The organism is Cytobacillus solani, assembly GCF_001420595.1.
Classification (GTDB): domain Bacteria; phylum Bacillota; class Bacilli; order Bacillales; family Cytobacillaceae; genus Cytobacillus; species Cytobacillus solani.
The window spans coordinates 4,746,200-4,769,802 of sequence record NZ_LJIX01000006.1 but is presented as its reverse complement, the minus strand read 5'-3'; the positions used below and the strand labels follow the sequence as shown (position 1 = coordinate 4,769,802).

Below are 23,603 nucleotides of genomic sequence, written 5' to 3'. Positions count from 1 at the left end.
TAAATATGGAGACTACTTATAGGTATCATATTCGCCTAATCGGGAAATGTGTTTAGTCCATTTGCATTCGAATATTTAAACGAATTTTAAACTTCATTGCCCTTCGTTTTAACCAAGGCTAGTTATGATGGGTATCGAGGTGATGAAGATGAGTGAATTAATTATTGAAACGAATCAATTGACGAAGAAATTTTCGAATAGGTATGCCGTGGAGAATATTGATCTCAAAATAAATAAAGGTGAGATCTATGGATTCCTTGGACCAAATGGTGCAGGGAAAACAACTACGATTCGGATGCTTCTTGGACTTGCTAAACCAACAAAGGGATCCATTCATATATTTGGAAAGAATATGAAAAAGGAAAAACTTAATGTGTTAAAAAAAGTAGGTTCTTTAGTCGAGTACCCATCCTATTATGGCCATTTAAATGCGTATGAGAATTTGGAGGCTCTGCGTATTCTGCTCGATGCGCCCAAATCGAGGATTAATGAAGTGCTTTCGATTGTCAGATTATCGAATGAAGCGAAAAGACCGGTGAAAGGATTTTCATTAGGAATGAAGCAAAGATTAGGGATTGCTGCGGCACTTTTAGGAAATCCTGAGCTGCTTATCTTGGATGAACCGACAAATGGACTCGATCCTTCGGGCATCCTGGAAATAAGAGAACTCATTAAAAGTATGCCAAAAGAGCATGGCATTACAATTCTCGTATCAAGCCACTTATTATCAGAAATGGACCAGATGGCAACGCAGGTAGGCATCATTTCAAAAGGAAAAATGATTTTTCAAGACTCCATTGAAGCGCTTAGGCAAAGAGCACAAAGCAAAATAGCTATCAAAGTTGATCAAACAGAACAAGCATGGAGAATGCTGCTTTCAAAAGGCAGGCAGGCAGAAATGGACAACAATCAAATATATTTGCCTCATACTTCGGATGAAGAGATTTCTACTGTGATTGGTGACCTCATTCATGATCGCTTCTCTGTGTACAGAGTCCAGGAGGAGAAAAAATCACTTGAAGATATTTTCCTGGAGCTTACTGGCGGGGAGGGGAGTTTGTAATGCTGAGCATTCTAGCCTCGGACTTTATTAAGATTAAAAGGAAGCTGATTTGGTTTTTGATATTTCTCGGGCCCTTCGGAGTTGTAGCACTTGAAGCCGTTAATTTTGGACTTCGGTATGACTATTTAACAAAGGTCCATGAAAAGGATTTATGGGCCGGTCTGATAGGAGAGGCAAAGTATTTAGCTATTCCTGCTCTCATGCTCGGGTTGACACTTATTGCCTCTATGATTTCGAACATTGAGCATCAGACAAATGCATGGAAGCAGCTTCTCGCATTGCCAGTTTCTAAACTGCGGGTTTTCACCGGGAAATTTGTGTTAACAGCCCTTTTGCTTTTCGTATCAAGCACGTTCCTATTCCTTGGGATCATTGTCCTTGGTTTCTTTCTTAAGTTTGGAACGGACGTCCCGTTTCTGTCCTTGCTTAAAATGGCTTACTTTCCTTATCTTGCTGCCATGCCTTTTATCGCGCTGCAAATCTGGCTTTCCATCACAATGAAAAATCAGGCCATTCCTTTGGTTATCGGAATTGTAGGTACGATTCTCTCATTGATGTCCTTTCGATTCCCAGATTGGATGCCTTGGAAATGGCCATCATTAAATAATGGCTGGGATGATCCATTGTATTCCGTCATTTTCGGTCTTGTTTGCGGATTAGCCATATACTTGATTGGTTTGCTTGATTTTGCAAGAAAGGATGTGAAGTAATGGGAAAGGTATTAAGGTCTGAGTTTTTAAAACTTAGAAAGTCAGCAATCTGGCTGTTAATTTTTATAAGCCCTGCTCTCTCATTCTTAGTTGGCCTTGGTGAATCTGTAGAAGATACACCTCACAAATGGGAGATGGCAATAACTTATATGGCATTTATACACGCACTTTTATTTTTGCCTTTACTCACAGGTGTTTTTTCTGCTTTTGTGTGCCGATATGAGCATATTGGAGGAGGCTGGAAGCAGCTGCTTGCTATGCCTGTTTCCCGCAGCAATGTTTATCTTGCGAAATTCCTGCTTGTTCTAGGTTTGCTTGCATTCACACAGCTGCTGTTTGCTTCAGGAGTACTGTTGGTTGGACAATTAAAAGGATTCGAAGAAGCCATTCCGTGGAAGACGATAGCGATAAGCTCATTAGGCGGCTGGATCGCTTGCCTTCCTCTTGCTGCTCTGCAAATATTCGTATCTGTTGCATGGTCCAGTTTTGCTGCTCCATTAGCCATTAATGTCATATTTACATTGCCAAATATGTTAGTAGTGAACTCAGAAAAGTTTGGTCCTTTTTATCCGTGGGCTCAGCCATTTTTAGCAATGGTGCCAACAGGACAGGATGGATTTGGTGCAATGAATGTAACGATGGAGACATTGCTGCTTGTCATTTTTGGGAGCTTTGTTCTATTTTTTCTATCAGGTTTTACTTATTTTCAAAGAAAAGAAATTTAGCATCCTTCCAATTTTGGAAGGATTTTTTTCTGTCTATGAAATAATAAATTTGGATGTTGTGGATAACTTTGCGACAGGTTTGTCTGCGTTCAGCTCCAGCGCCTACCCCCGACGTACAGGACGTACTAGTGTCGACAATGCGACAGGACAAGGAAAGCTTCGTCAGCGATGCATCGCACGACTAAAAGTGAAGCTTTTAGGAGGACGTCGCGTTTTTGTCGACCCCGTCTTGTGCTTGTCGGGGGTGATCAAGACGCTTGCGCATTTGTTCTAATTTGGAAAGGAGGATCATAATTTTCATTAATTATTCACAATAATTTTTAACAATATGGTGAACAAATGAACTGCTTTTTATTTGCCACTATTGAAACGTGATAAATGTTACTGCTGTTATTGCTTGTTCCATTTACTATATATTACGTATTAATAATAAATTTTCACATTAATCTCATATTTTAATCCTAGTTTTCGTGATAATTGTCGCAGAAGAGTTAGAACGGTTCTTCTTATAATAAAAAGGGAGATCACTCCGTACAATTGATATGGCCTGCGCTTCCTTTAGCAAAAGGGGTGGAAACGATGAATAAAAAGGGATGTCCTGAGGAGTATCCGATTACTCTCATAATAAATGGATATGAGGTAGCCGTTTTCCAGCTGACAAATCAAGATTTGGAGGACTGGGTATACGGCTATTTATTTTCAGAAGGAGTGATTGATGGAGCAGAGGATATTCAGTCTATTACGAGTGAAGAAGACTCTGGAACACTTTCAGTCACTTTAAGGGAAGGGTTTAACCCCGAATTAATGTTTTCGAAGAAGAAGCACTATACCGCTGGCTGCGGAAGGGGAGTCACTTTCTTTTCTATGACAGATGTGAAGACATTTAATAAGGTGCAATCCAACAATACGTATCTATTAAGTTATATCTTGAAGAAGCGCAGTGAATTTGCTAAGAACTCTCCATTGTATGCAGAAACAGGAGGCATGCATGGTGCCTGCATTGTACATGCAGATGGGGAAATGGCGATTCGAGAGGATATCGGCAGACATAATGCAGTTGATAAAGTTATCGGACATGCCATCCGGACAAACTGTAAGCCTGAGGAGCTGGTTTTGCTAACCACAGGAAGGGTTTCTTATGAAATGCTTTCGAAAGCAGCAAAGTTTGGCTTTTCGGTTATCGGATCGAGAACCGCTGCGACAAAGCAGGCGATTCAGCTAGCGAAATTTCTAAATATTGAGGTAGTTGGCTATTTAAGAGGAAGAATGGCTATTTCATATACGTCATTCGGAAGGGTCATTAACGATTTGGAAGAAAAGACTGTGGGGGTTCATCCAAAATAATTGGGTTTAATATATGTTCTATTTATGGAAAAGAGGGGAAAATAGATGGAATTTACAAGAAGACAGTTTCTGAAATTGTCCGGGGCTGTGGCAGCGACTCTAGCGGTTGTTGAGCTTGGCTTCGACGATAAAGGAGCGAGAGCAAAAACAAGAGAGTTCAAGATTGCTGAACTCAAGCCTACACCAACCATTTGTCCTTATTGTGCGGTTGGCTGCGGAATTTTAGTTTATTCTAAAGGCGATGATGTGGTGTATACGGAGGGGGATCCGGACCATCCGATCAATGAAGGAAGCCTTTGCAGTAAAGGAACGACAGTAAGACAGGTGTATACAAGTGAAAAACGGATAACAAAGCCAATGTACCGTGCACCTGGCAGCGACAAGTGGAAAGAAGTAGATTGGGACTTTGCCCTTGAAAAGGTAGCCAAAAATATTAAAGAAACACGGGACCGTACGTTTATCCATAAGGAAAAAGGACTGACAGTCAATAGAACAGATTCTATCGCCTATCTTGGCGGAGCTGCATTAGATAACGAAGAGTGTCATTTGCTGCAGAAATTGTTCCGTGCAGGGCTCGGGCTAACCTATATCGAACACCAGGCCCGAATATGACATAGTTCAACGGTTGCCGGTCTGGCACCTACATTTGGTCGTGGAGCAATGACAAACCACTGGAATGATCTTAAGCATGCCGATGTATTAATGATTATCGGTGCGAATCCCGCTGAAAATCATCCGATTAGCTTTAAATGGATTTTAAAGGCATTAGAAAAAGGCGGGAAGCTTATCTCTGTTGACCCGCGTTTTACAAGAACCTCACAAATGGCAAATGTGTATGGGCAGCTTCGTTCTGGGACAGATATTGCCTTCATTGGCGGAATGATCAACTATATTCTTGAAAACGAATTATTCCATAAAGAATATGTAGCCGCTTACACTAATGCCTCTTACATTGTCGAAGATACGTATTCGTTTAATGATGGAATGTTCAGCGGCTATGATATAGGAAAGAGAAGCTACGATAAGACAAAGTGGGCTTTCAAAAAGGATAAAGAAGGAAAAACCCTTAAAGATCCAACATTGAAAGATCCGAAATGTGTATTCCAGCTGATGAAGAAACATTTTTCTCGTTATGATATTGACACAGTTATTGGCGTGACAGGTACTGCGAAAGAAACGTACCTAGACATTTGCAAAACATATGCATCTACAGGTGAAGTAGGTAAAGCAGGCACCATTCTATATGCAATGGGTGGAACACAGCATACGGTTGGAACGCAAAATATTCGTTCTTATGCGATACTTCAGCTGCTCCTTGGTAATATTGGGATTTCTGGCGGTGGTGTGAATGCATTGCGTGGGGAATCCAATGTTCAAGGTTCAACCGATTTCGGTCTTCTATATGATAATGTGCCAGGATACATGCAAGTACCAACAACAGCTGAAACCGATTTTACTTACCAAGGCTTCCTAGATCGCATTACTCCTAAAGAAGGCTATTGGGTGAATAAGCCGAAGTTTTATACAAGCATGATGAAATCCTTCTATGGGGACAATGCAACAAAAGGAAATGAATTCGGTTATCACTATTTACCTAAGCTTGCAGCAGGCAAAAACTATTCATTTATGCGATTGTTTGATGCGATGCATCGGAAAGAGCTTGAAGGTTTATTGTTATTTGGTTCAAACCCAGCAGTTGGCGGACCAAATGCTGGCAAAGAAATCGAGTCTCTCAGCAACCTAAAGTGGATGGTTGCAGTGGATCTTTTTGAAACAGAAACCTCTTCCTTCTGGCAAAAAGAAGCAGGGGCAGACCCAGCATCCATTCAGACAGAAGTCATTTTCCTTCCTGCAAGCGGATCTTTTGAAAAAGAGGGCTCGGTTACAAATTCAGGCCGCTGGATGCAGTACCGCTGGCAAGCGATTAAGCCAAAGGGTGAGTCGAAGGCAGATTTGGAAATTGTCCATATGCTTGCACGTCGCTTAAAGGAAATGTACAAAAATAGCTCAAATCCTGCAGATATGCCGATGAAGGCATTGACGTGGGACTACGGTGAAAGTGATCACCCTGATATTGATCTCGTATGCAGAGAAATAAATGGCTATGACATGAAAACAAAACAACAAGTAAAGAAATTTGGCGACTTAAAGGATGATGGTTCCACATGCAGTGGAAACTGGATCTATTGTGGTTTCTATCCTGAAAATGAAAACCTGTCAAAACGAAGAGACAATACAGATGAAGGAATGAGTAATTTCCTAAACTGGTCTTATGCATGGCCAGCAAACCGCCGTATTCTCTATAATCGTGCAAGTGCGGATTTAAACGGGAAGGCATGGAGCAAAACAAGAGTTGGCATTGAATGGAATGCTACTGAAGGGAAATGGAAGGGAAATGACGTTCCGGACTTCGTTGTCGATAAGGGGCCAAATGATCCAACTTTCATTGATCCTTTCATTATGATGGCAGGAGGAAAGGGAGCCCTATTTGCTTCCATTAATGAAGGACCACTTCCTGAACATTACGAGCCATATGAAAATCCGATGTCCAATTCATTCTCAAGTGTCCAGCTGAATCCAGCTGTACAATTTGGTGAAGAAGAAATGAATGCACAAGGGGATGTATCCAAGTTTCCAATTGTTGCAACAACATACCGTCTATCCGAACATTGGCAATCTGGGGCGATGACGCGGAGCCAGGAATGGCTGGCAGAGCTTGTTCCTCATATGTTCGTTGAGATTAGTGAGGAATTAGCAAAAGAGAAAGGCATTAACAATAAGGATAAAATCATTGTTTCATCCGCACGTGGTGAAATTAATGCTTACGCAATGGTTACGAAGCGTTTTAAACCATACAAATTAAAGGATAAAACGGTTCATCATATTGGTATGCCATGGCATTTCGGATATAAAGGCATTGTCACAGGCGGCTCAGCAAACCGCTTAACACCGCATATTGGAGATGCAAACTCAACAATACCAGAATACAAAGCATTCCTGTGCGATGTTAGGAGGGCGAAATAATGGCTGAAACAATTAAATTAGTTGATGTAACGAAATGTGATGGCTGTCGTGCATGTATGGTGTCATGTAAAAATTGGAATGATCTCCCTTCTGAAATGGAGGATTTCCACGGAAGCTATCAATCTCATGAAAAGATTACAGCAAATACATGGAATGTCTTAACATTTAACGAGCAAGAAAGAAAGGATGGCGGGCTTGATTGGCTCTTCCGCCATTCCTCCTGCTTGCATTGTACGGAAGCTGCATGTGAGAAAGCATGTCCTGAAAATGCAATTAGCCATACAGAATTTGGATCAGTTGTCGTTGATTATGATACATGTGTTGGCTGTGGCTACTGTGTGCAGGCATGTTCGTTTGATGCTATCAATCTCGCAACATATATAGATAAAAATGGAAAAGAGTTCAGAAAGGCACAGAAGTGTACGCAATGTACGGACCGTTTAGAGGAAGGGCTTCAGCCTGCGTGTGCAACTGCTTGTCATACGGGAGCTATTGTTTATGGGGATAAGGATGAACTTCTTTCTTCAGCTGAGGATCGTTTAGCGCAAATAAAGGAGCGTTACCCGAATGCAAATATATACAATCCACAAGGCATTAGCGGAACAAATACGGTGTATATCCTTGCTGATAAACCGACAACATACGGCTTACCGGAAAACCCTAAAGTGGCACTTTCTCAAATTGTTTGGAAGGACTATGCACAGCCAATTGGGAAAATGATGCTTGGTGCGACAACGATGGCCGTTATTGGTTCATTCATCGCAACCAATTTAAACAAGAAGAACCATTCCAGTGAAGGAGACCAGAGCCATGAATAAAAGTGGAAATCAAAAAACGGTTAAACGTTTTAATTTGGGCTTTAGAATTTCACACTGGGTAAATGCAGCAGCCTTCTTTGTTCTTTATATTTCAGCATTGCCAATGTATACCGAATTCTTTGACTGGCTTTACCCTGTTTTTGGCGGACCAGCAGGTGCAAGATTAGTGCATAGAATTGCCGCAGTCGCCTTTATGCTTCCACTGCCAATTATGATAATTTTTGATTGGAAGGGTTTTAGTAATTGGGCAAAAAATATCTTTTCATGGAAGAAGCATGACCTGCAATTCTTCCCCCAATTTATTAAAGAGTTTTTTGGAATGAAAGCAAAGGTCCCAAAGCAGGATTTCTTTAATGCTGGTGAAAAAATTAATTCCTGGTTAATGATTATTACAACGATTATGCTGATTTGTTCAGGACTTATCATGTGGTTCCCGCAGTATTTTCCATATGGAATCATCATGTGGGCATATCCAATGCATAGCATTGGTTTAGGTCTTGCTGCAGCTGTTGCCATTGGTCATATTTATATGTCTCTTGTTACCGCAAAACCTTCTATGAGAGGAATTATCAAGGGGGATGTATCGGAGGAATATGCGAAGGATCACCATGGCCGTTGGTATGATGAGCTTCAGGCGGCAAAACCGAAAAAGAAAAAACATGCATAACCGCTCATGCTTTGAACAATTGATAACCGAATAATAATAGAGAGGAGCTACCCTGGATAAAGGGTAGCCCTTCCTCTCTTCAATGAAAGTGGTGTTTTCGATGGCAAAAATGAATGTTCTTGATGAAAACTATGAAAAACTGCAACAGGAGATACAGTCATTAAATGAAAAATGGAGAGGAGAAATAGGTAATCTGCAAATAGAGGATATAACAGGGAACGGTTCACCCATCCTTCCTCAAGCAGAACTTTCAATTGATTTCAGCCAATATCAACGATTTATTGAAGAGCTTCTCCAGATGCTTGGTCAAAATAATGAGGGCATAATCCATACAGCAGATAAAATAAAAGCACTATTGACGTTAGATGTCTTACAAGCATGGTTTAAAGAAGCAATTGTTGTGAACCATTTCTACTTTAAAAACTATGCAGATGAAAATAACCTTCCTGATTGGCTTCCAATCTTTGTTGCTGAACAGGCTGCACGTCCTTTTTTACAAGAGGCAACCGCTCTATTGGAATCACAATTAAGGGGAATGAATCATGCCAATGGCTGCCCTTCCTGTGGTGAACCTGCACGCTTTGCCTTGCTCAACAAGAAAGGCAAGAAGGAGCTGACATGTCCAAGATGTCTTCATGCTTGGGAAGAAAAGAAAATTAGCTGTGCACACTGTGGATCAGAAGACGAGTTAGTGATCCTTAAAGTAGAGGGCGACGAAAGTGCGGAAATTCATGCATGCCATAAATGTAAAGGGTATACTAAAGTTATTGATAGCAGAAAAATGTTTAAAAAGGAATCTCCAACCCTATTAGATGTGAAAAGCATCCATCTCGATTATATTGCTCAAGAAAAGGGTTTTGGGGTTTCAGACGATTCGGGTATAGGGACTCACTAATTTTCAAAGCAGGTGAGAAAAATGAGGACTACAGGAATAATCATGGCGGGCGGCAAGTCAAGCAGGATGGGAAAAAATAAAGCTCTGTTAAAAATAGGCGAAAAAACGGTCATAGAACATATTGCTGCAGAGCTTGAAAAGACGGTTACGGATCTAATGATTGTGACCAATACAATTGAAGATTATCACTTTCTTAATCTTCCAATGGTTGAGGACGAGTGGAAGGGTATGGGGCCGCTTGCAGGCATTCATGCGGGACTAAAAGCCTCCAAAACAGATAAAAACCTTGTTGTTGCTTGTGATATGCCATTTGTATCTTCGAAGCTAGGAGAAATTTTGCTAGGTTTCTTAGATGATTTTGATGCGGCCGTGCCAAATATCTCGGAACAGCTTCATCCATTATTCGCAGCTTATCGTAAAAATGTTCATGAGGAAATCAGCCATTCCTTACAGAAACAGGAGCTGCGAATTAGACAATTTTTTCAAAAGATAAATACAAAAATTGTGTTAGAAGAAGATCTCCAAATGCTGCATTTCCCTTATCAAGATCATCATTTTTTTAACATGAACCATCCAGAGGAATTTGAGGAAGCTCTAAAGCTAGCAAATGGATATCCAAAAGAAAGCAGAGATTTATCATGAAATTTTTTCAAGTGAAATCGGTAGAAGAAACGTTTGATCTAATCAGCCACCATGTAAAACCATTAACTGAATATATAACCATTCCGCTCATTGAAGCGCTGCATTTCGTTTTAGCTGAAGATATCTATGCCCTTGAAAATGTTCCTGATTTTCGCCGCTCAACTGTTGATGGATATGCTGTTAAAGCAAAGGATACATTTGGATCATCCGAAAGTCTGCCGGGTTTTCTTGCTCTTGCAGGAGAAGTTCAAATGGGCGAAGTACCACCAAGAGCACTTCAAGCAGGGGAAGCGATGTATGTACCGACTGGAGGCATGCTCCCTGATGGCAGTGATGCGGTTGTAATGATTGAGCATTGTGAAGATTTGGCTGGATTAATCAATGTCTTCAAGCAGATCGCTCCAGGTGAAAATGTCATTTCTGTCGGAGAGGATATAAGCAAGGGAGCCCTTCTCTTAGATAAGGGGACGAAGCTTCGTTCTCAGGAGTTAGGTGCACTTGCCTCTCAAGGAATTACAGCAGTTTCCGTGATAAGAAAACCGGTTATCGGCTATCTGTCCTCAGGTGATGAAATTGTTCCAATTGAAACGAAAAATCTAGCTCCAGGCGAAATACGAGATATGAACGGGATGACAATTGGTGCCCTTGTGACTGAGTGGGGCTACAGCTTCCATTATGGAGGAATTGTCAAAGATAACCGCGAGGAGTTTGAACGAAGGGCAAAAGAATTATTAGCACGTACAGATTGTTTAATTGTATCTGGCGGCAGTTCAGTTGGCACGAAGGATTATTCAGTAGAAGTGATCCAATCGCTAGGAAAACCAGGAGTATTTGTGCATGGTGTATCTATTAAGCCGGGAAAGCCGACGATTTTATCTTTAGCGGATAACAAGCCTGTTATTGGTCTCCCAGGTCACCCAGCATCAGCTGTTATTATTTTCCACTTGTTCGGAAAGGCTATCTTAGAACAGCTGCACGGAGCTCGAACGAAGGAGAAACAGCTAACCTTTGCGAAGGTAACGAAGAATATTCCCTCATCACCAGGACGGACAGATTATGTGAGAGTACGATTATTTGAAGAGAATGATGATTGGTACGCTGAACCGATTATTGGAAAATCCGGTCTCATCTCTACCCTCGTTCAAAGTGATGGAATGATCGAGATCGCAGCAAGGCGAGAAGGTGTTCAAAAGGGAGAACTCGTTCCGGTAAGAATTTTTAGGTAGGGGGTGGAATTAGATGTCAACATTCCATTTCAAGAGGAAGGTATATTTACAGGACAAGCCACGGCATGAGGCAGTTCAACAAATGCTTGCCCATTTTGAATCCAAGCAAGAGATCGAATGGCTGGACAGCTCAAGTTCATTAGGAAGGGTATTAGCTGAGCCTGTTTTTGCAAACAGTTCCATGCCCCATTACCATGCGTCTGCGATGGATGGAATTGCTGTTATTGCAGAGGAAACCTTCTCAGCTCACGAGCAGCGACCGATTCAGTTAAAACGAAATGAAGATTTTGTATACGTCGATACAGGAAATGAAGTTCCTTCTCCTTTTGATGCTGTTATTATGATTGAGCAAGTAAATGAGCTTACTGAGGATACGATTGAGATTATTGAACCTGCTGTACCTTGGCAGCATATTCGGCCCATTGGAGAGGATATTGTACAGGAAGAAATGCTATTTCCTCAAGGTCATCTTATTCGGCCTGTGGATATCGGAGCCCTTCTTGCATCAAGAACGGTGACCGTTCCGGTAGTGAAAAAGCCGATCGTTACAATTATTCCAACAGGGAATGAGCTGGTTTCTCCAGCTGCCGCCATCTCTGCTGGCCAATTAATTGAATTTAATGGAACAGTTTTTGCTAATTATATTCATGAATGGGGTGGAGAACCACACCTGCACCCGATCGTGAAGGATGAACCGGAGGAATTACGGGTAGTTCTTTTGGAAGCTGTCAAACATTCTGATATTGTTGTTATCAACGCAGGCTCTTCGGCAGGATCAAAAGATTACACGGTTCACATGATTCAAGAGCTTGGAGAGGTTTTTACTCATGGAGTGGCAACCAGACCAGGTAAGCCTGTAATCATTGGGAAAATTGAAGATACAATCATCATTGGGGTTCCTGGCTATCCTGTTTCCGCTTATCTAGCGCTTGAATGGTTTGTCAGGCCACTAATTTATGAAGTATTGCAAACACCTGAGCCAGTAAGGCAAAAGCTGAAGGTGAAAGTTGGACGCCGCATTGTTGGGGCAATGGGGGCAGAGGATTTTATTCGGATGAACATTGGGTTTGTAGACGGTGAATATATTGCTAATCCACTCCCAAGAGCAGCTGGAGTAACCATGTCGTTAGTCCGGGCAGATGGGATTCTTGTTATTCCACCTACAAGCCTTGGATATGAACAAGGTGAGTACGCAGAAGTTGAATTGTATAGACCGTTAGAAGAAATTCAGCAATCCATCGTTTGTATTGGAAGTCATGATTTAACGATTGACCTCCTATCATCCCAATTGAAAAAAGTAAAAAGAGATTCAAGAATCATGTCCTCTCATGTCGGAAGCTTGGCAGGAATTATGGCAATTAAGAAGGGAGAGGCACATGTGGCCGGCATCCATCTTCTTGATCCAGAAACACTGGAATATAATCAATCCTATATTGAAAGATTTTTGGCAGATAAAGAGGTTGTTCTTTATCCATTTTTAAAACGAAAACAAGGCTGGCTAGTGCCGAAGGGCAATCCACTTGATATACAATCAATAAAAGATATTGTTCAAAAACAGGGACATTTTGTTAATCGTCAAAAAGGAGCGGGCACGAGAATCCTATTTGATATGCTCTTAAGAAAAGAAGGAATGGGTGCGGAAGCCATTATAGGCTATGATAGGGAAATGTTCTCCCATTTAAGTGTGGCGGCAGAGGTAAAAGGAAATCAGAATGCAGTTGGGCTAGGAATTTACCCTGCAGCAAATGCAATGGGCCTTGATTTTCTCCCTGTTGCAGATGAACACTATGATTTACTTATGACAAAGGAATTCTTCGAAAGTCAAAAGGGCAAGGATTTAATCGATGCGATTCAGTCGGAAGAGTTTATAGAAATAGTAGAAGGAATTGGCGGGTATCATCTAGAAAGGAAACCTAATCCGATCTACTTTAGCAAAAAGGAGTGATTAAATGAATTACGCAATCTCAAAGGAACCAATCCATGTTCAGGAAGTGATTGATAAGGTTGTGCAGCGTGAAGCAGGTGCGATTACTACCTTTATAGGGACAGTTCGCGAATTGACGCATGGAAAGAAAACACTATATTTAATATACGAAGCATACGAATCGATGGCTGTGAAAAAGCTCGAACAAATCGGAAATGAGATTAAAGAGCGCTGGCACGGATCAGAGGTGGCAATTACCCATCGAGTAGGGAAGCTGGATATAACAGATGTAGCCGTTGTCATTGCCGTTTCAACTCCCCATCGTGCAGATGCATATGAAGCGAATCGATATGCAATTGAGCGGATCAAGGAAATTGTACCAATTTGGAAAAAGGAACATTGGGAAGACGGACAAGAATGGATTGGAAATCAGCTTGAAACAGTTGCCTATCCAAAAGGAAAACCGGAGGAGAGTGACTTAAATGAATAAAATTTTGTTTTTTGCTCATTTACGTGATGCTGTCGGTGAAGAGTCAATCATGATGGATGCAAAAGGAAAAACGATAGCGGATCTGAAACAGATGGTTTTGGAAACTTATAAGTCGGTCAATCTTGAAAATGTAATGACTGCTATTAACGAGGAATTTGCTTCGGATGAGGATATCATTCATGAAGGAAATGAAATTGCCTTTATTCCTCCAGTCAGCGGTGGCTGATAAGGGGAAAAAGATGTCATTTTTATAAATAGTAAGAAACCATCTTTAAGTTAGAGAATTGTCTAGCTCCAGCGCCTACCCCCTCGAGGTCACAAGCCAAGCCTCCCAGAAAGGTAAAGAACACCTTTCCGTGAGGCTCGTCTTGTGCTTGTCGAGGGTGACCTAGGCGCTTCCGCATTTCTTACTGAAAGGAGTAACGCACATGGATGAAAGGTATTCAAGGCAAACCTTATTTTCACCAATTGGAAAAGCGGGACAAGAGAAAATTCGTTCAAAGCATGTATTGATGATAGGTGCTGGTGCGTTGGGTTCAGGCAATGCAGAAATATTAACAAGGGCAGGAGTAGGCAAGCTGACGATCGTTGATAGGGACTATGTAGAGGCTAGCAATCTTCAGCGTCAGCAGCTGTATACAGAGCGAGATGTAGAAGAAAAGCTGCCTAAAGCAGCAGGTGCTGAAAAACGACTGAGGAAGATTAATTCTGATGTAGAGATAGAGGCATTTATTACGGATGCAACACCTGAAAAGCTAGAGGAGCTCGTTCAAGGTGTGGACCTAATTATTGATGCAACAGATAATTTTGAAACGAGAATGGCGATCAATGATGTCTCACAAAAATATCAGATCCCTTGGATTTATGGGGCATGTGTAGGCAGTTTTGGCATGAGTCTTACAATTATTCCTGGGAAGACGCCCTGCTTAAATTGTATTCTGAAAAAGATCCCCATTCAGGGAATGACATGTGATACAGGTGGGATCATTGCTCCTACTGTTCAGATGGTTATTTCACACCAAGCAGCTGAAGCATTGAAAATCCTTGTTGAGGATTGGGAAGCTGTTCGTACTTCATTTATTAGCTTTGATCTTTGGAGAAATCAATATACGAGCATGAAGGTTTCGAAAGCGAAGGATGCAGGCTGTTTATCATGTGGGGAAAATAGAACCTATCCGTATTTAGATAGCGAGAATATGACAAAGTCGACTGTTCTTTGCGGAAGAGATACAGTACAGATTCGCCCGCCCGAACGGCAGAATATCCAGTTAAATGATTTATCCCAGCAATTAAAAGAACTTGGATACAAAGTGAAGGGGAACCCCTATTTACTATCTGTTGAGATAGATGAACAGCGTCTCGTTATTTTCAATGATGGACGTGCACTTATACATGGAACTAAAGATTTAACACAAGCAAAAACAATTTATCAGCGACTGCTAGGATAAAAGTAAAGCCCTGACTATACATCGGTCAGGGCTTTTTTTTCGTGTGAAAAAAACGTCGACTGGTTAATACTAACTAGTTTTTAAATGAGCGGAATAACTAGGTAGGCAGATACCAAAAAAGGTTTCTATACGACAAAATTCCCCAGGAAATGAGTTGTTTCACGTGAAACAGACAGTATTTGTCATCATACGAGATGTAGCAGAAGAAAAGTAATGATGGATCGAAAAAATCAGCCAGTTCATGTATAATGAATGTTGATTAAAAAGAGGAATGGGAAAAATGGAGAAAAACAGAATTGATTGTTTCAAATGTAAATTTTTCTATTTGTCTAGTTCCGGCTCCTAGTCCCTCGAGGTCATAAGCCAATCTGTCTAGAAGGTTAAAGAACAACCTTCCAGCCAGCTCGTCTTATGCTTGTCGGGGCAACCCAGTCGCCTCCACTTTTCAATATTACTTGGGACCAAAGGTTTCCAAAGGGCTGCAAAGCGTTCCAATTTAAAATAGCAAAGCTTCCATCAGTAGAAGTACTCCGTGCATCAGGTAAGCCTTGCTTACGCTTTGAAAAGAGAGTGAATAAAAAGTAATTAAAATAAAGCTATTTTCTAAAAGATTGTGTTAATTGTGTAAATGATAATTGCAAAAAAGATTAGTTGATTGGAGCGGAAGGTGCGAGACTCCTGCGGGAAGTGTGGGACAGGTGAGACCCCGCAGACGCTTTAGCGTCGAGGAGGCTCAGCGCCCACCCCGCGGAAAGGGAGCATCCTGGAGCGGAAATCAACCACTATGAACTATATAATAGTAGAAACAAAAGCTTGATAAAGTAGAGGTGAAAATGTTGAACATTTCCGTCCAGCAATTGCTAAGGAAAATCGAAGAGGAATTGCACGAAGCTAAAGGAAACATAAATGAAGCAAGAATAAGAGAAAGAATCTATTCGATTAAATCACTATGTGAGCTCATACTAGATGAACAGGTGCAGCTAGCTGCTCCAAAAAAAACATTTGTTCCTCAAGAACCAGTTCATCAGGCTCAGCCAGTTAGTATTCAGCACCCTAAACGTCTAGAGATAGAAGATGATGCAAATGGGGATTCATTGTTCGACTTTTAACAGGAAGAGAGGGAGTTAAAATGAAATTATTTATTATTCTTGGTGCCATTAATGCTTTTCTATCAGTTGCTCTAGGAGCATTCGGCGCGCACGGCCTAGAAAAAATGGTAGAACCAAAGTATTTGGAAATCTGGAAAACAGGAGTCACCTATCAAATGTTCCATGCGACGGGATTATTAGTAATAGGTGTCCTTCTAGGCAAACTGCCAGCAAGTGCTTTATTATCCTGGTCAGGCTGGATCATGCTAATTGGGATTATCTTTTTCTCTGGAAGCTTATACATACTGACGCTAACGAAAATTGGTGTTCTTGGTGCGATCACTCCAATTGGCGGTGTTTGTTTTTTAGTGGCATGGGTATTGTTAATCATCGCAGCAGTAAAGCATTTATAAGAAAAAAGAGCTTTGACATTTTGTGTCAAAGCTCTTTTTTTAATCACCTCGGACTGTATTGTGAAAGGCTTGGTGCTCCACCGAATGAAGGATATTCATACTCGATTTCTTCTTCAAACGTGACATAGTCTACGTAAACCATTGGAATTAAGTATCGCATGCCTGATTGCGGGTCACTTAAGATTACATGATCCCTGCCTGCAGCTTCGATTATGCCTTCGAATTTTTTGGCGTTCCACTCTCGATTATTTTCAAAGGTGGCATAAACCGTTGCAAGTTTCCCTTTGTTCAAACGTAGAATGTTTTCGATATAGGATTGCTCAATCGGAAGCATCCCTGGAACTTGAGGAGCTTGTGAGGGGGCACTGCCGCCTCCTGTTGTTGGAAATGGTACAGTTTGCATTTGCGGGTAGGCCATTGGCTGCACTCTATATGCAGGAGTAGCAGTTCCTCCTGTATATGGCTGCTGATACCCGTAGTATGGGTTGGCTGTGTACTGATTAAAGTTTTGACTCACACTTTTCCCTCCTAGAAATCAAAGTGAAACTTCATATAAAGCTCAGGAGAATATGGATTTAATAGACTAATGGAAAACGATATTGATGATAAATACTCACTAATTCATAGTATGTATAGGCATGTTTTTTTATGCTTTTTTCTTTGTAAGAAAATTGTTTTAGTATACACGCAGTAAAGCCGAAAAAAACCTCCTTCGCATGATTGCAAAGGAGGTAAAATAAAGATTTATTAATTTATGTGTAATAGCTGTGCAATACGATCTTCCTCAAGAAGATTACCTACGAAGAATGAACCGAATTCTCCATACCTTGCACTTACTTCATCAAAACGCATTTCGTATACAAGCTTCTTAAATTGAAGGGCATCATCAGAGAATAAAGTAACACCCCACTCATAATCGTCGAAGCCTACAGATCCAGTAATAATTTGTTTTACTTTTCCAGCGTATTGGCGGCCAATCATACCGTGGCTGCGCATCATATTACGGCGATCTTCCATAGGAAGCATATACCAGTTATCATTTCCTTGACGGCGCTTATCCATTGGATAGAAGCAAACATGCTTGGATTTAGGCAGAATAGGATACAGACGTGCCAATATTTCTGGACTTTGGTATGGATCCTGATCTGAAGGTAAATAGTTGCTTAATTCAACAATGGAAACATAAGAGAATGTAGGTACAGTATACTCTGCTAGTTTCGTTTTATTGAATTCATTTTCAATTTCATTTATTTCCTCAAGTGTTGGTCTTAAAATCATCAGCATAAAGTCAGCCTTTTGGCCAACCACTGTGTATAATGCATGGCTTCCCTTTTTCTCGCTTTGAGTTGTGTTCCACTTATCTAAAAGGGATAAAAACTCATGGATAGCTGCTTGGCGCTCATCACTTGACAACATCTTCCATGATGTCCAATCGATTGCACGGAAGTCATGTAAACTATACCAGCCTTCAAGCGTTTTTGCTGCTTCACTCATTACTATCACTCCTAATATGTATATGTGCGAATAATCACACCATAACTATATCATAGTTTCTCCAAATGATAAGGGAATAAAACTTGTAAAAATGATGGATATTGATTAATATGACAGATTTGTGGATATTTTGTTACAAGAGGCTAATATTAAGGGACGTTCATGTTTATAAATGAGTAATAACTGGAAAATACATAAGAAAAGCGCAAGCGCCTTTGTCATCGCCGCACAAACTGGAAGGGCCGCGACTGAGATATAGGAAACACGGTGAGCGAGAGCGAACCGATGTTGACTTATCGTAGGGAGGGGACCTGAAGTTTGATAGGCGATAGGCGCTGGAGCTAGACAATTCTCTAACTCCAAAGTTATACTTTCTTATCTTTTAAGAAAAGACATTGTAAATGTGATAAAACCAACTTGAAATTTTACTATAGTAACGTATTCTAGAAGGGGAAGCTGTACGGATTAAATGGAGAATCTTAAGTGAATACATACAATTGAAAAGTAGGAGGAGCTCTTATGAGTGATTTATTTTCAGTCTTGAAAGAGAAAGTGAATGGGAAGGGTTTAAAGATTGTTTTTCCAGAAGGAATGGATGAGCGGATTTTGGTAGCGGCAGGCAGATTAGCTGCTGAAAAAATGATTATACCGATTTTAATCGGAAATGTTCAATCGATTGAGGCAAAGGCGAAGGATTTGAATGTTTCTTTAGAATCTGCAGAAATTTATGATCCAAGCCACTATGAAAAAATGGATGAGCTTGTCGCTTCTTTTATTGAGAGAAGAAAAGGGAAAGCGACGGAAGAAGATGCCCGAAAGATTTTACTAGATGAAAACTATTTTGGGACCATGCTCGTATACACGAATAAAGCAGATGGCTTAGTGAGCGGTGCTGCCCATTCAACAGCAGATACAGTACGGCCGGCACTTCAAATTATCAAAACAAAGGCAGGCGTTGGCAAAACTTCAGGTGTTTTTATTATGGTACGAGAAGATGAAAGGTATATTTTTGCAGACTGTGCAATCAATATTTCACCTGATAGCCAGGACTTGGCAGAAATTGCGATTGAAAGTGCAAAAACAGCAAAAATGTTCGATATTGAACCACGTGTAGCAATGCTGAGCTTTTCAACAAAGGGTTCCGCAAAGTCGCCAGAAACAGAGAAGGTCACCGCTGCTGTTCAGGAAGCGAAATTACGTGATCCACAGCTGATTTTGGATGGAGAGTTCCAATTTGATGCGGCATTTGTTCCTTCTGTTGCAAAGAAGAAGGCGCCGGACTCTCCGCTCCAAGGCGATGCCAATGTATTTATTTTCCCAAGTCTGGAGGCTGGAAATATTGGCTATAAAATTGCCCAGCGCCTTGGTAATTTTGAAGCAGTTGGGCCGATTTTACAAGGCTTAAACCGCCCGGTAAATGACCTGTCCCGCGGATGCAATGAAGAGGATGTTTATAAGCTGGCTTTAATTACAGCTGCGCAGGCGTTAAATCAATAGATTGATGAAGAGCTAGTCTATGCCTAGCTCTTTTTTCTGTAAAATCTGTTGGTATAATTGGGTTTGGCGAATAAACAGCTTCATTTGGCGAATAAAATTTAATTTTGTCCAATATAAGGTAGGGTTTGTCCAATATACTGCAGTTTTGGCGAATAAAATACAGAAATTGTCCAATAAATGATTAGTGTAAGATAAATTAGGTTAGGGGAATACCATAGATGAAAGATATATTACAGCAAGAGCAATGGAGAGTTATTGATGAATCGGTTTTGGCTAAACATTTGCCTGCACTGCATTCATTTGGAATAGATGATACGCTATGTGCATCTGTTGGAGGAGAAATGGTTCCAGCGACGGCTCGAAGCTGGGTGCATGAAAAGACAATTGTATTAGGCATCCAAGATACAAGACTCCCTTTTTTGGAAGAAGGCATTGATTTTCTAAAAAACGAAGGCTATCAGGTCATTGTCAGAAACTCTGGCGGGTTAGCAGTAGTGCTGGATGAAGGTGTGTTAAATATTTCACTGATCTTTCCAGAAGGGGAGAAAGGCATTGATATTAACCGCGGCTATGATGCGATGTGGATGCTGATTAAAGAAATGTTTTCAGATTTTAAAGCAGACATTGAGGCAAAGGAGATTGTTGGTTCTTATTGTCCGGGGAGCTATGATCTTAGCATTGGCGGTAAAAAATTTGCTGGCATTTCTCAAAGGCGGCTCCGCGGTGGGGTAGCTGTACAAATTTATCTTTGTGTAGATGGAAGCGGAAGTGGCAGAGCTAAGTTAATCGAACAATTTTATCAAACAGCGAGAAAGAATACAGATACAAAATTTCAATATCCTACGATTAAACCGTCAGTTATGGCGTCCTTGTCTGAGTTATTGAATACAACTCTAACAGTGCAGGATGTCATGTTCCGGTTTTTAACTAGTTTGAAAAACAGATGTAATCATTTATTCACCGGTGGGCTTACAGAAGAAGAACGAAAACTATATGAAGCTTATTACGATCGCGTCGTCCAGCGGAATGAAAAAATACTCGGTGATAACAAATAACGAAAAGCCGTACCTTATAAAGGGGTTACGGCTTTTCTTAATCGAGGCATAGCGGCCTTCCTTCTCCTATTACTGTATAAGTCGTCCACGTGACAAGTGAATGACCTCTTTCTATATATCCGTCTAGCTACAGTGCCTACCCCCTCTTGGGTCTAAGCTGAATCCTCCCAGAAAGGTAAAGGACACCTTTCCGAGAGGCTCGTCTTATGCATGCCGGGGGTGGTCAAGGCACTTCCGCTTTTGGGTTACTCCGCGACCTTTTCTAAATTCCCGTTTCGGTCCATTTTAAATTTGGTTGCAGGTCTTTCCTCTTCATCAAAGAGTACAAGTTTGCGAGCGCGGTTCATAATTTTCATTAAGGTCTCGTAATCTTCTTGAATGGTTACGGTGTTTTGCTCTAACTGGCCAATTTTTCCCTCTAGTTCGTCGTTTCGGCTCTTAATCTGCGCATTTTCACGTTTTAATCTTTCATTCTCATTTCTTAAAATATCCAATTGAATACTCGAGTGTTTTAAAGATTGTAAGTATGAAATAACACGATCGAGATTGATTTCAGAACTGACAGGATAATTTTGGACTTCATTATAGACTGGCGTTGGCCTTGTTTCAATTATTTCTTCAGCATACTCTTCAATATAATCTTCATTTGCTGAAACAGGCTCTGGCAATGAAATGGTAGTAGTTTCCATTTCATTTAATTCCGGTACTGGCGGTGAATATAGCAGCTTTTTCTTTCCGCCTTGATCTTTTCCAAGGATTCGCTGTCTTTGCTTCCGCTGCTTCTTAGCAAGCTGGAGTGCTTTCTCATATTGATGTCTAACGACAGCATTCCAACGAAATCCGCAGGCTGCAGAAGTGCGATCGAGCTTGTCTCCAACCTCTTCAAAGGCGTTTAATTGTGTGCTGCCCTCTCTTACATGTCTTAATACAGTTTCGGCTAGTAATAAATCATTTTCATCTGTCCATGCATCTTGACGAACTTTCATTTCCTCAACTCCCAATTTAATTTTGCAATTTTTTAAAACCTTAGTTTAAGGATGGACAACTTTGGGCGAATTTATACAAATTGGATTAAAAGGATAGTAGATTTTTATAAAAACAATAGATAGGTATGATAAAATAGAACTTGTGATTTGCTTGAAGCAGCGTTAGAAAAATTTAAAAAATTCCATATTGCTAGTGGGATAAAACGGCTTGCAAAGAAAAAGGTTAAGCTGTAAAATACAGCATGAGCCAAGTGAATAAGAGTAACTAGCATCGGAAAAACTTATAGATACTATGCTAGACCGCAGAAAGGGTTGTAATATAGATGGCAAACGAATTTCGTGTTTGCGATGATTGTCTAGGCGTAAACTTAAAAACATTAATTCCTCTTTTAAAAGAAATAGATCCAGAGGCAAAGATAGAAATAGGTTGTCAATCCTATTGTGGGCCAGGCAGAAAGAAAACATTCGCATTTGTAAATAATCGTCCGTTAGCCGGTTTAACGGAAGAAGAATTAAAGGAAAAAATTAATAAAAAGCTGAAGAAGTAAAAATCACCTTTGAAGAGTGTCCTAAGGTGATTTTTTGTTTTCGAGGAATTTATATAATTGGATATTGTAGCTAGCCTTTATTCAAAGGCGCTTGCGCTTTTCTTGTTGTCGAATATAGCTGAAATATCAGAAAATGTGTAGTGAATTGCGTTTGAAATCGAGATATAATAGAGAGAAGTTGGAAAATCGGAGGTAAAAGATGGCCTATTCGATGGAGAAGCTACGTGAAGAAAAGGTGTTTAAGGATCCTGTTCATCGGTATGTTCATGTGAGGGATCGGGTAATCTGGGATTTAATAGGCACGAAGGAGTTCCAGCGGCTAAGAAGGATTAAGCAGCTTGGAACAACCTATTTAACCTTTCATGGGGCCGAACATAGCCGTTTTAATCATTCGCTCGGTGTTTACGAGATTGTCAGGCGGATTGCAGATGATGTATTTATTGGAAGGCCGGAATGGAATGAAGATGACCGCCTCCTCTCTTTATGTGCTGCACTTCTTCACGATTTAGGACATGGTCCTTTTTCGCATTCTTTTGAGAAAGTCTTTGATTTGGATCATGAATATTTTACAAGAGCTATCATTCTCGGAGAAACGGAAGTTAACCAGGTGTTATCAAGGGTAGGAAAGGATTTTCCTATAAAGGTAGCTGAGGTTATCGCGAAAACATCAAAAAATAAGCTAGTAGTCAGCCTCATCTCCAGTCAGATTGATGCAGATCGGATGGATTATCTGCAAAGAGATGCTTATTTTACAGGGGTTAGCTACGGTCATTTTGACATGGAACGAATCCTGCGTGTCATGCAGCCGAGAGAGGATCAAGTGGTCATTAAGCAAAGCGGAATGCATGCTGTTGAGGATTACATAATGAGCCGATATCAAATGTATTGGCAAGTATATTTCCATCCAGTAACCCGAAGCGCAGAAGTTATTTTGACGAAAATTTTGCATCGGGCCAAATACTTGCATGAGCATGGATATTCCTTTAAATCACAGCCGATTCATTTTTATTCAATGTTTAATGGGGAACTAACATTAGAAGATTATATTAAGCTTGATGAAGCCATTATTCTTTATTACTTTCAAATGTGGCAGGAGGAGGAAGATCCAATCCTTCGAGATCTATGCTGCCGCTTTATGAACCGTAATTTATATAAGTACGCGGAATTTGAGCCTGCAAAGGAATATAAGAAGCTTGCAGAGCTTTCTGTCCTTTTTGAGAAGGCAGGGATTGACCCGGACTACTATCTTGTTGTCGATTCGTCATCAGATTTGCCGTATGATTTCTACCGCCCAGGTGAAGAGGAAGAGCGGCTCCCCATTCAATTATTAATGAAAAACAAAGAAATTCGAGAGCTTTCCAGGGAATCAGAGATTGTAGATGCGATCTCGGGGAAAAGAAGAACCGACCATAAATTGTATTATCCAGCGGATTTGCTCCAGGATGATTCGACCGAGCCGCTGATTAAGAAGCAAATTCGAAAGCTATTGGAAATAGAATAGAGATTTTAAAGTTAAGATATGGGACTAAACGGAGTAGGAGATGAA

Annotated in this window: 23 protein-coding genes; 20 read left to right on the top strand and 3 right to left on the bottom strand. The window is 40.7% G+C overall.

What is annotated here, in order from left to right; all coding sequences use genetic code 11:
• Positions 1-148 precede the first annotated feature (148 nt).
• The 16 genes from AN957_RS25440 to AN957_RS25360 all read left to right on the top strand — a co-directional run bounded on the left by AN957_RS25440 (position 149) and on the right by AN957_RS25360 (position 16,477).
• Entirely contained in the window at positions 149-1,063 is a 915-nt protein-coding gene (locus AN957_RS25440) for an ABC transporter ATP-binding protein (protein ID WP_053478480.1), read from the top strand.
• On the top strand, positions 1,063-1,773 hold the full coding sequence (locus AN957_RS25435; protein ID WP_053478481.1) for an ABC transporter permease: 711 nt from the start codon (positions 1,063-1,065) through the stop codon (positions 1,771-1,773). Before AN957_RS25440 ends, AN957_RS25435 begins: the two co-directional genes overlap by 1 nt.
• The gene (locus AN957_RS25430) at positions 1,773-2,498 is read left to right on the top strand and encodes an ABC transporter permease (protein WP_053478482.1); all 726 of its coding nucleotides are present in this window, start codon (positions 1,773-1,775) and stop codon (positions 2,496-2,498) included. The genes AN957_RS25435 and AN957_RS25430 overlap by 1 nt, the downstream gene beginning before the upstream one ends.
• A gap of 579 nt (positions 2,499-3,077) precedes the next feature.
• Positions 3,078-3,842 (top strand): formate dehydrogenase accessory sulfurtransferase FdhD, encoded by a 765-nt coding sequence (fdhD, locus tag AN957_RS25425; RefSeq protein WP_053478841.1) that lies wholly within the window; start codon positions 3,078-3,080, stop codon positions 3,840-3,842.
• Positions 3,843-3,887: 45 nt separating this feature from the next.
• Complete coding sequence (gene fdnG / locus AN957_RS25415) at positions 3,888-6,866, top strand: formate dehydrogenase-N subunit alpha (protein WP_082446764.1); 2,979 nt, start codon at positions 3,888-3,890, stop codon at positions 6,864-6,866.
• Positions 6,866-7,684, top strand: a complete 819-nt coding sequence (locus AN957_RS25410; protein ID WP_056686833.1) for a 4Fe-4S dicluster domain-containing protein — start codon at positions 6,866-6,868, stop codon at positions 7,682-7,684. Before fdnG ends, AN957_RS25410 begins: the two co-directional genes overlap by 1 nt.
• The gene (locus tag AN957_RS25405; RefSeq protein WP_053478486.1) at positions 7,677-8,351 is read left to right on the top strand and encodes a formate dehydrogenase subunit gamma; all 675 of its coding nucleotides are present in this window, start codon (positions 7,677-7,679) and stop codon (positions 8,349-8,351) included. The genes AN957_RS25410 and AN957_RS25405 overlap by 8 nt, the downstream gene beginning before the upstream one ends.
• 100 nt (positions 8,352-8,451) lie before the next feature.
• A complete protein-coding gene (locus AN957_RS25400) occupies positions 8,452-9,246 on the top strand; it encodes a formate dehydrogenase accessory protein FdhE (protein WP_053478487.1) in 795 nt (264 codons plus the stop codon).
• Between the two features lie 21 nt (positions 9,247-9,267).
• A complete protein-coding gene (gene mobA, locus AN957_RS25395; RefSeq protein ID WP_053478488.1) occupies positions 9,268-9,888 on the top strand; it encodes a molybdenum cofactor guanylyltransferase in 621 nt (206 codons plus the stop codon).
• Complete coding sequence (locus AN957_RS25390; RefSeq protein ID WP_053478489.1) at positions 9,885-11,114, top strand: molybdopterin molybdotransferase MoeA; 1,230 nt, start codon at positions 9,885-9,887, stop codon at positions 11,112-11,114. Before mobA ends, AN957_RS25390 begins: the two co-directional genes overlap by 4 nt.
• A 13-nt stretch (positions 11,115-11,127) precedes the next feature.
• Entirely contained in the window at positions 11,128-13,059 is a 1,932-nt protein-coding gene (locus tag AN957_RS25385) for a molybdopterin biosynthesis protein (RefSeq protein ID WP_053478490.1), read from the top strand.
• 4 nt (positions 13,060-13,063) lie between these two features.
• Positions 13,064-13,528, top strand: a complete 465-nt coding sequence (locus AN957_RS25380; RefSeq protein ID WP_053478491.1) for a molybdenum cofactor biosynthesis protein MoaE — start codon at positions 13,064-13,066, stop codon at positions 13,526-13,528.
• Positions 13,521-13,754, top strand: a complete 234-nt coding sequence (gene moaD / locus AN957_RS25375) for a molybdopterin converting factor subunit 1 (RefSeq protein ID WP_053478492.1) — start codon at positions 13,521-13,523, stop codon at positions 13,752-13,754. The genes AN957_RS25380 and moaD overlap by 8 nt, the downstream gene beginning before the upstream one ends.
• Before the next feature lie 202 nt (positions 13,755-13,956).
• Positions 13,957-14,976, top strand: a complete 1,020-nt coding sequence (locus tag AN957_RS25370; protein ID WP_053478493.1) for a thiazole biosynthesis adenylyltransferase ThiF — start codon at positions 13,957-13,959, stop codon at positions 14,974-14,976.
• An 833-nt stretch (positions 14,977-15,809) separates the two neighbouring features.
• Positions 15,810-16,085: a YwdI family protein gene (locus AN957_RS25365; RefSeq protein WP_231690176.1), complete on the top strand. Its 276-nt coding sequence runs from the start codon at positions 15,810-15,812 to the stop codon at positions 16,083-16,085.
• Positions 16,086-16,105: 20 nt separating this feature from the next.
• Positions 16,106-16,477: a DUF423 domain-containing protein gene (locus AN957_RS25360; protein WP_053478494.1), complete on the top strand. Its 372-nt coding sequence runs from the start codon at positions 16,106-16,108 to the stop codon at positions 16,475-16,477.
• Between the two features lie 43 nt (positions 16,478-16,520).
• Here the strand turns inward: AN957_RS25360 and gerQ are convergent, their stop codons facing one another.
• The gene (gene gerQ, locus AN957_RS25355) at positions 16,521-16,994 is read right to left on the bottom strand and encodes a spore coat protein GerQ (protein WP_053478495.1); all 474 of its coding nucleotides are present in this window, start codon (positions 16,992-16,994) and stop codon (positions 16,521-16,523) included.
• A 230-nt stretch (positions 16,995-17,224) separates the two neighbouring features.
• Positions 17,225-17,971, bottom strand: a complete 747-nt coding sequence (gene hemQ / locus AN957_RS25350; RefSeq protein ID WP_053478496.1) for a hydrogen peroxide-dependent heme synthase — start codon at positions 17,969-17,971, stop codon at positions 17,225-17,227.
• A gap of 519 nt (positions 17,972-18,490) precedes the next feature.
• Between hemQ and pta the strand changes: the two genes are divergently transcribed.
• Together pta and lipL are read left to right on the top strand one after the other, a co-directional pair.
• Positions 18,491-19,468: a phosphate acetyltransferase gene (gene pta, locus AN957_RS25345; protein ID WP_053478497.1), complete on the top strand. Its 978-nt coding sequence runs from the start codon at positions 18,491-18,493 to the stop codon at positions 19,466-19,468.
• A gap of 218 nt (positions 19,469-19,686) precedes the next feature.
• Positions 19,687-20,523 (top strand): octanoyl-[GcvH]:protein N-octanoyltransferase, encoded by an 837-nt coding sequence (gene lipL / locus AN957_RS25340; RefSeq protein WP_056686830.1) that lies wholly within the window; start codon positions 19,687-19,689, stop codon positions 20,521-20,523.
• 245 nt (positions 20,524-20,768) lie between these two features.
• Here the strand turns inward: lipL and AN957_RS25335 are convergent, their stop codons facing one another.
• Positions 20,769-21,509, bottom strand: coding sequence for an RsfA family transcriptional regulator (locus tag AN957_RS25335; RefSeq protein ID WP_056686827.1), 741 nt, complete (start codon positions 21,507-21,509; stop codon positions 20,769-20,771).
• 323 nt (positions 21,510-21,832) lie between these two features.
• Here AN957_RS25335 and AN957_RS25330 point away from each other — a divergent pair, with 323 nt between their 5' ends.
• On the top strand, positions 21,833-22,057 hold the full coding sequence (locus AN957_RS25330) for a YuzB family protein (RefSeq protein ID WP_053478500.1): 225 nt from the start codon (positions 21,833-21,835) through the stop codon (positions 22,055-22,057).
• A gap of 199 nt (positions 22,058-22,256) precedes the next feature.
• Positions 22,257-23,558: an HD domain-containing protein gene (locus AN957_RS25325; protein ID WP_056686823.1), complete on the top strand. Its 1,302-nt coding sequence runs from the start codon at positions 22,257-22,259 to the stop codon at positions 23,556-23,558.
• Positions 23,559-23,603 lie beyond the last annotated feature (45 nt).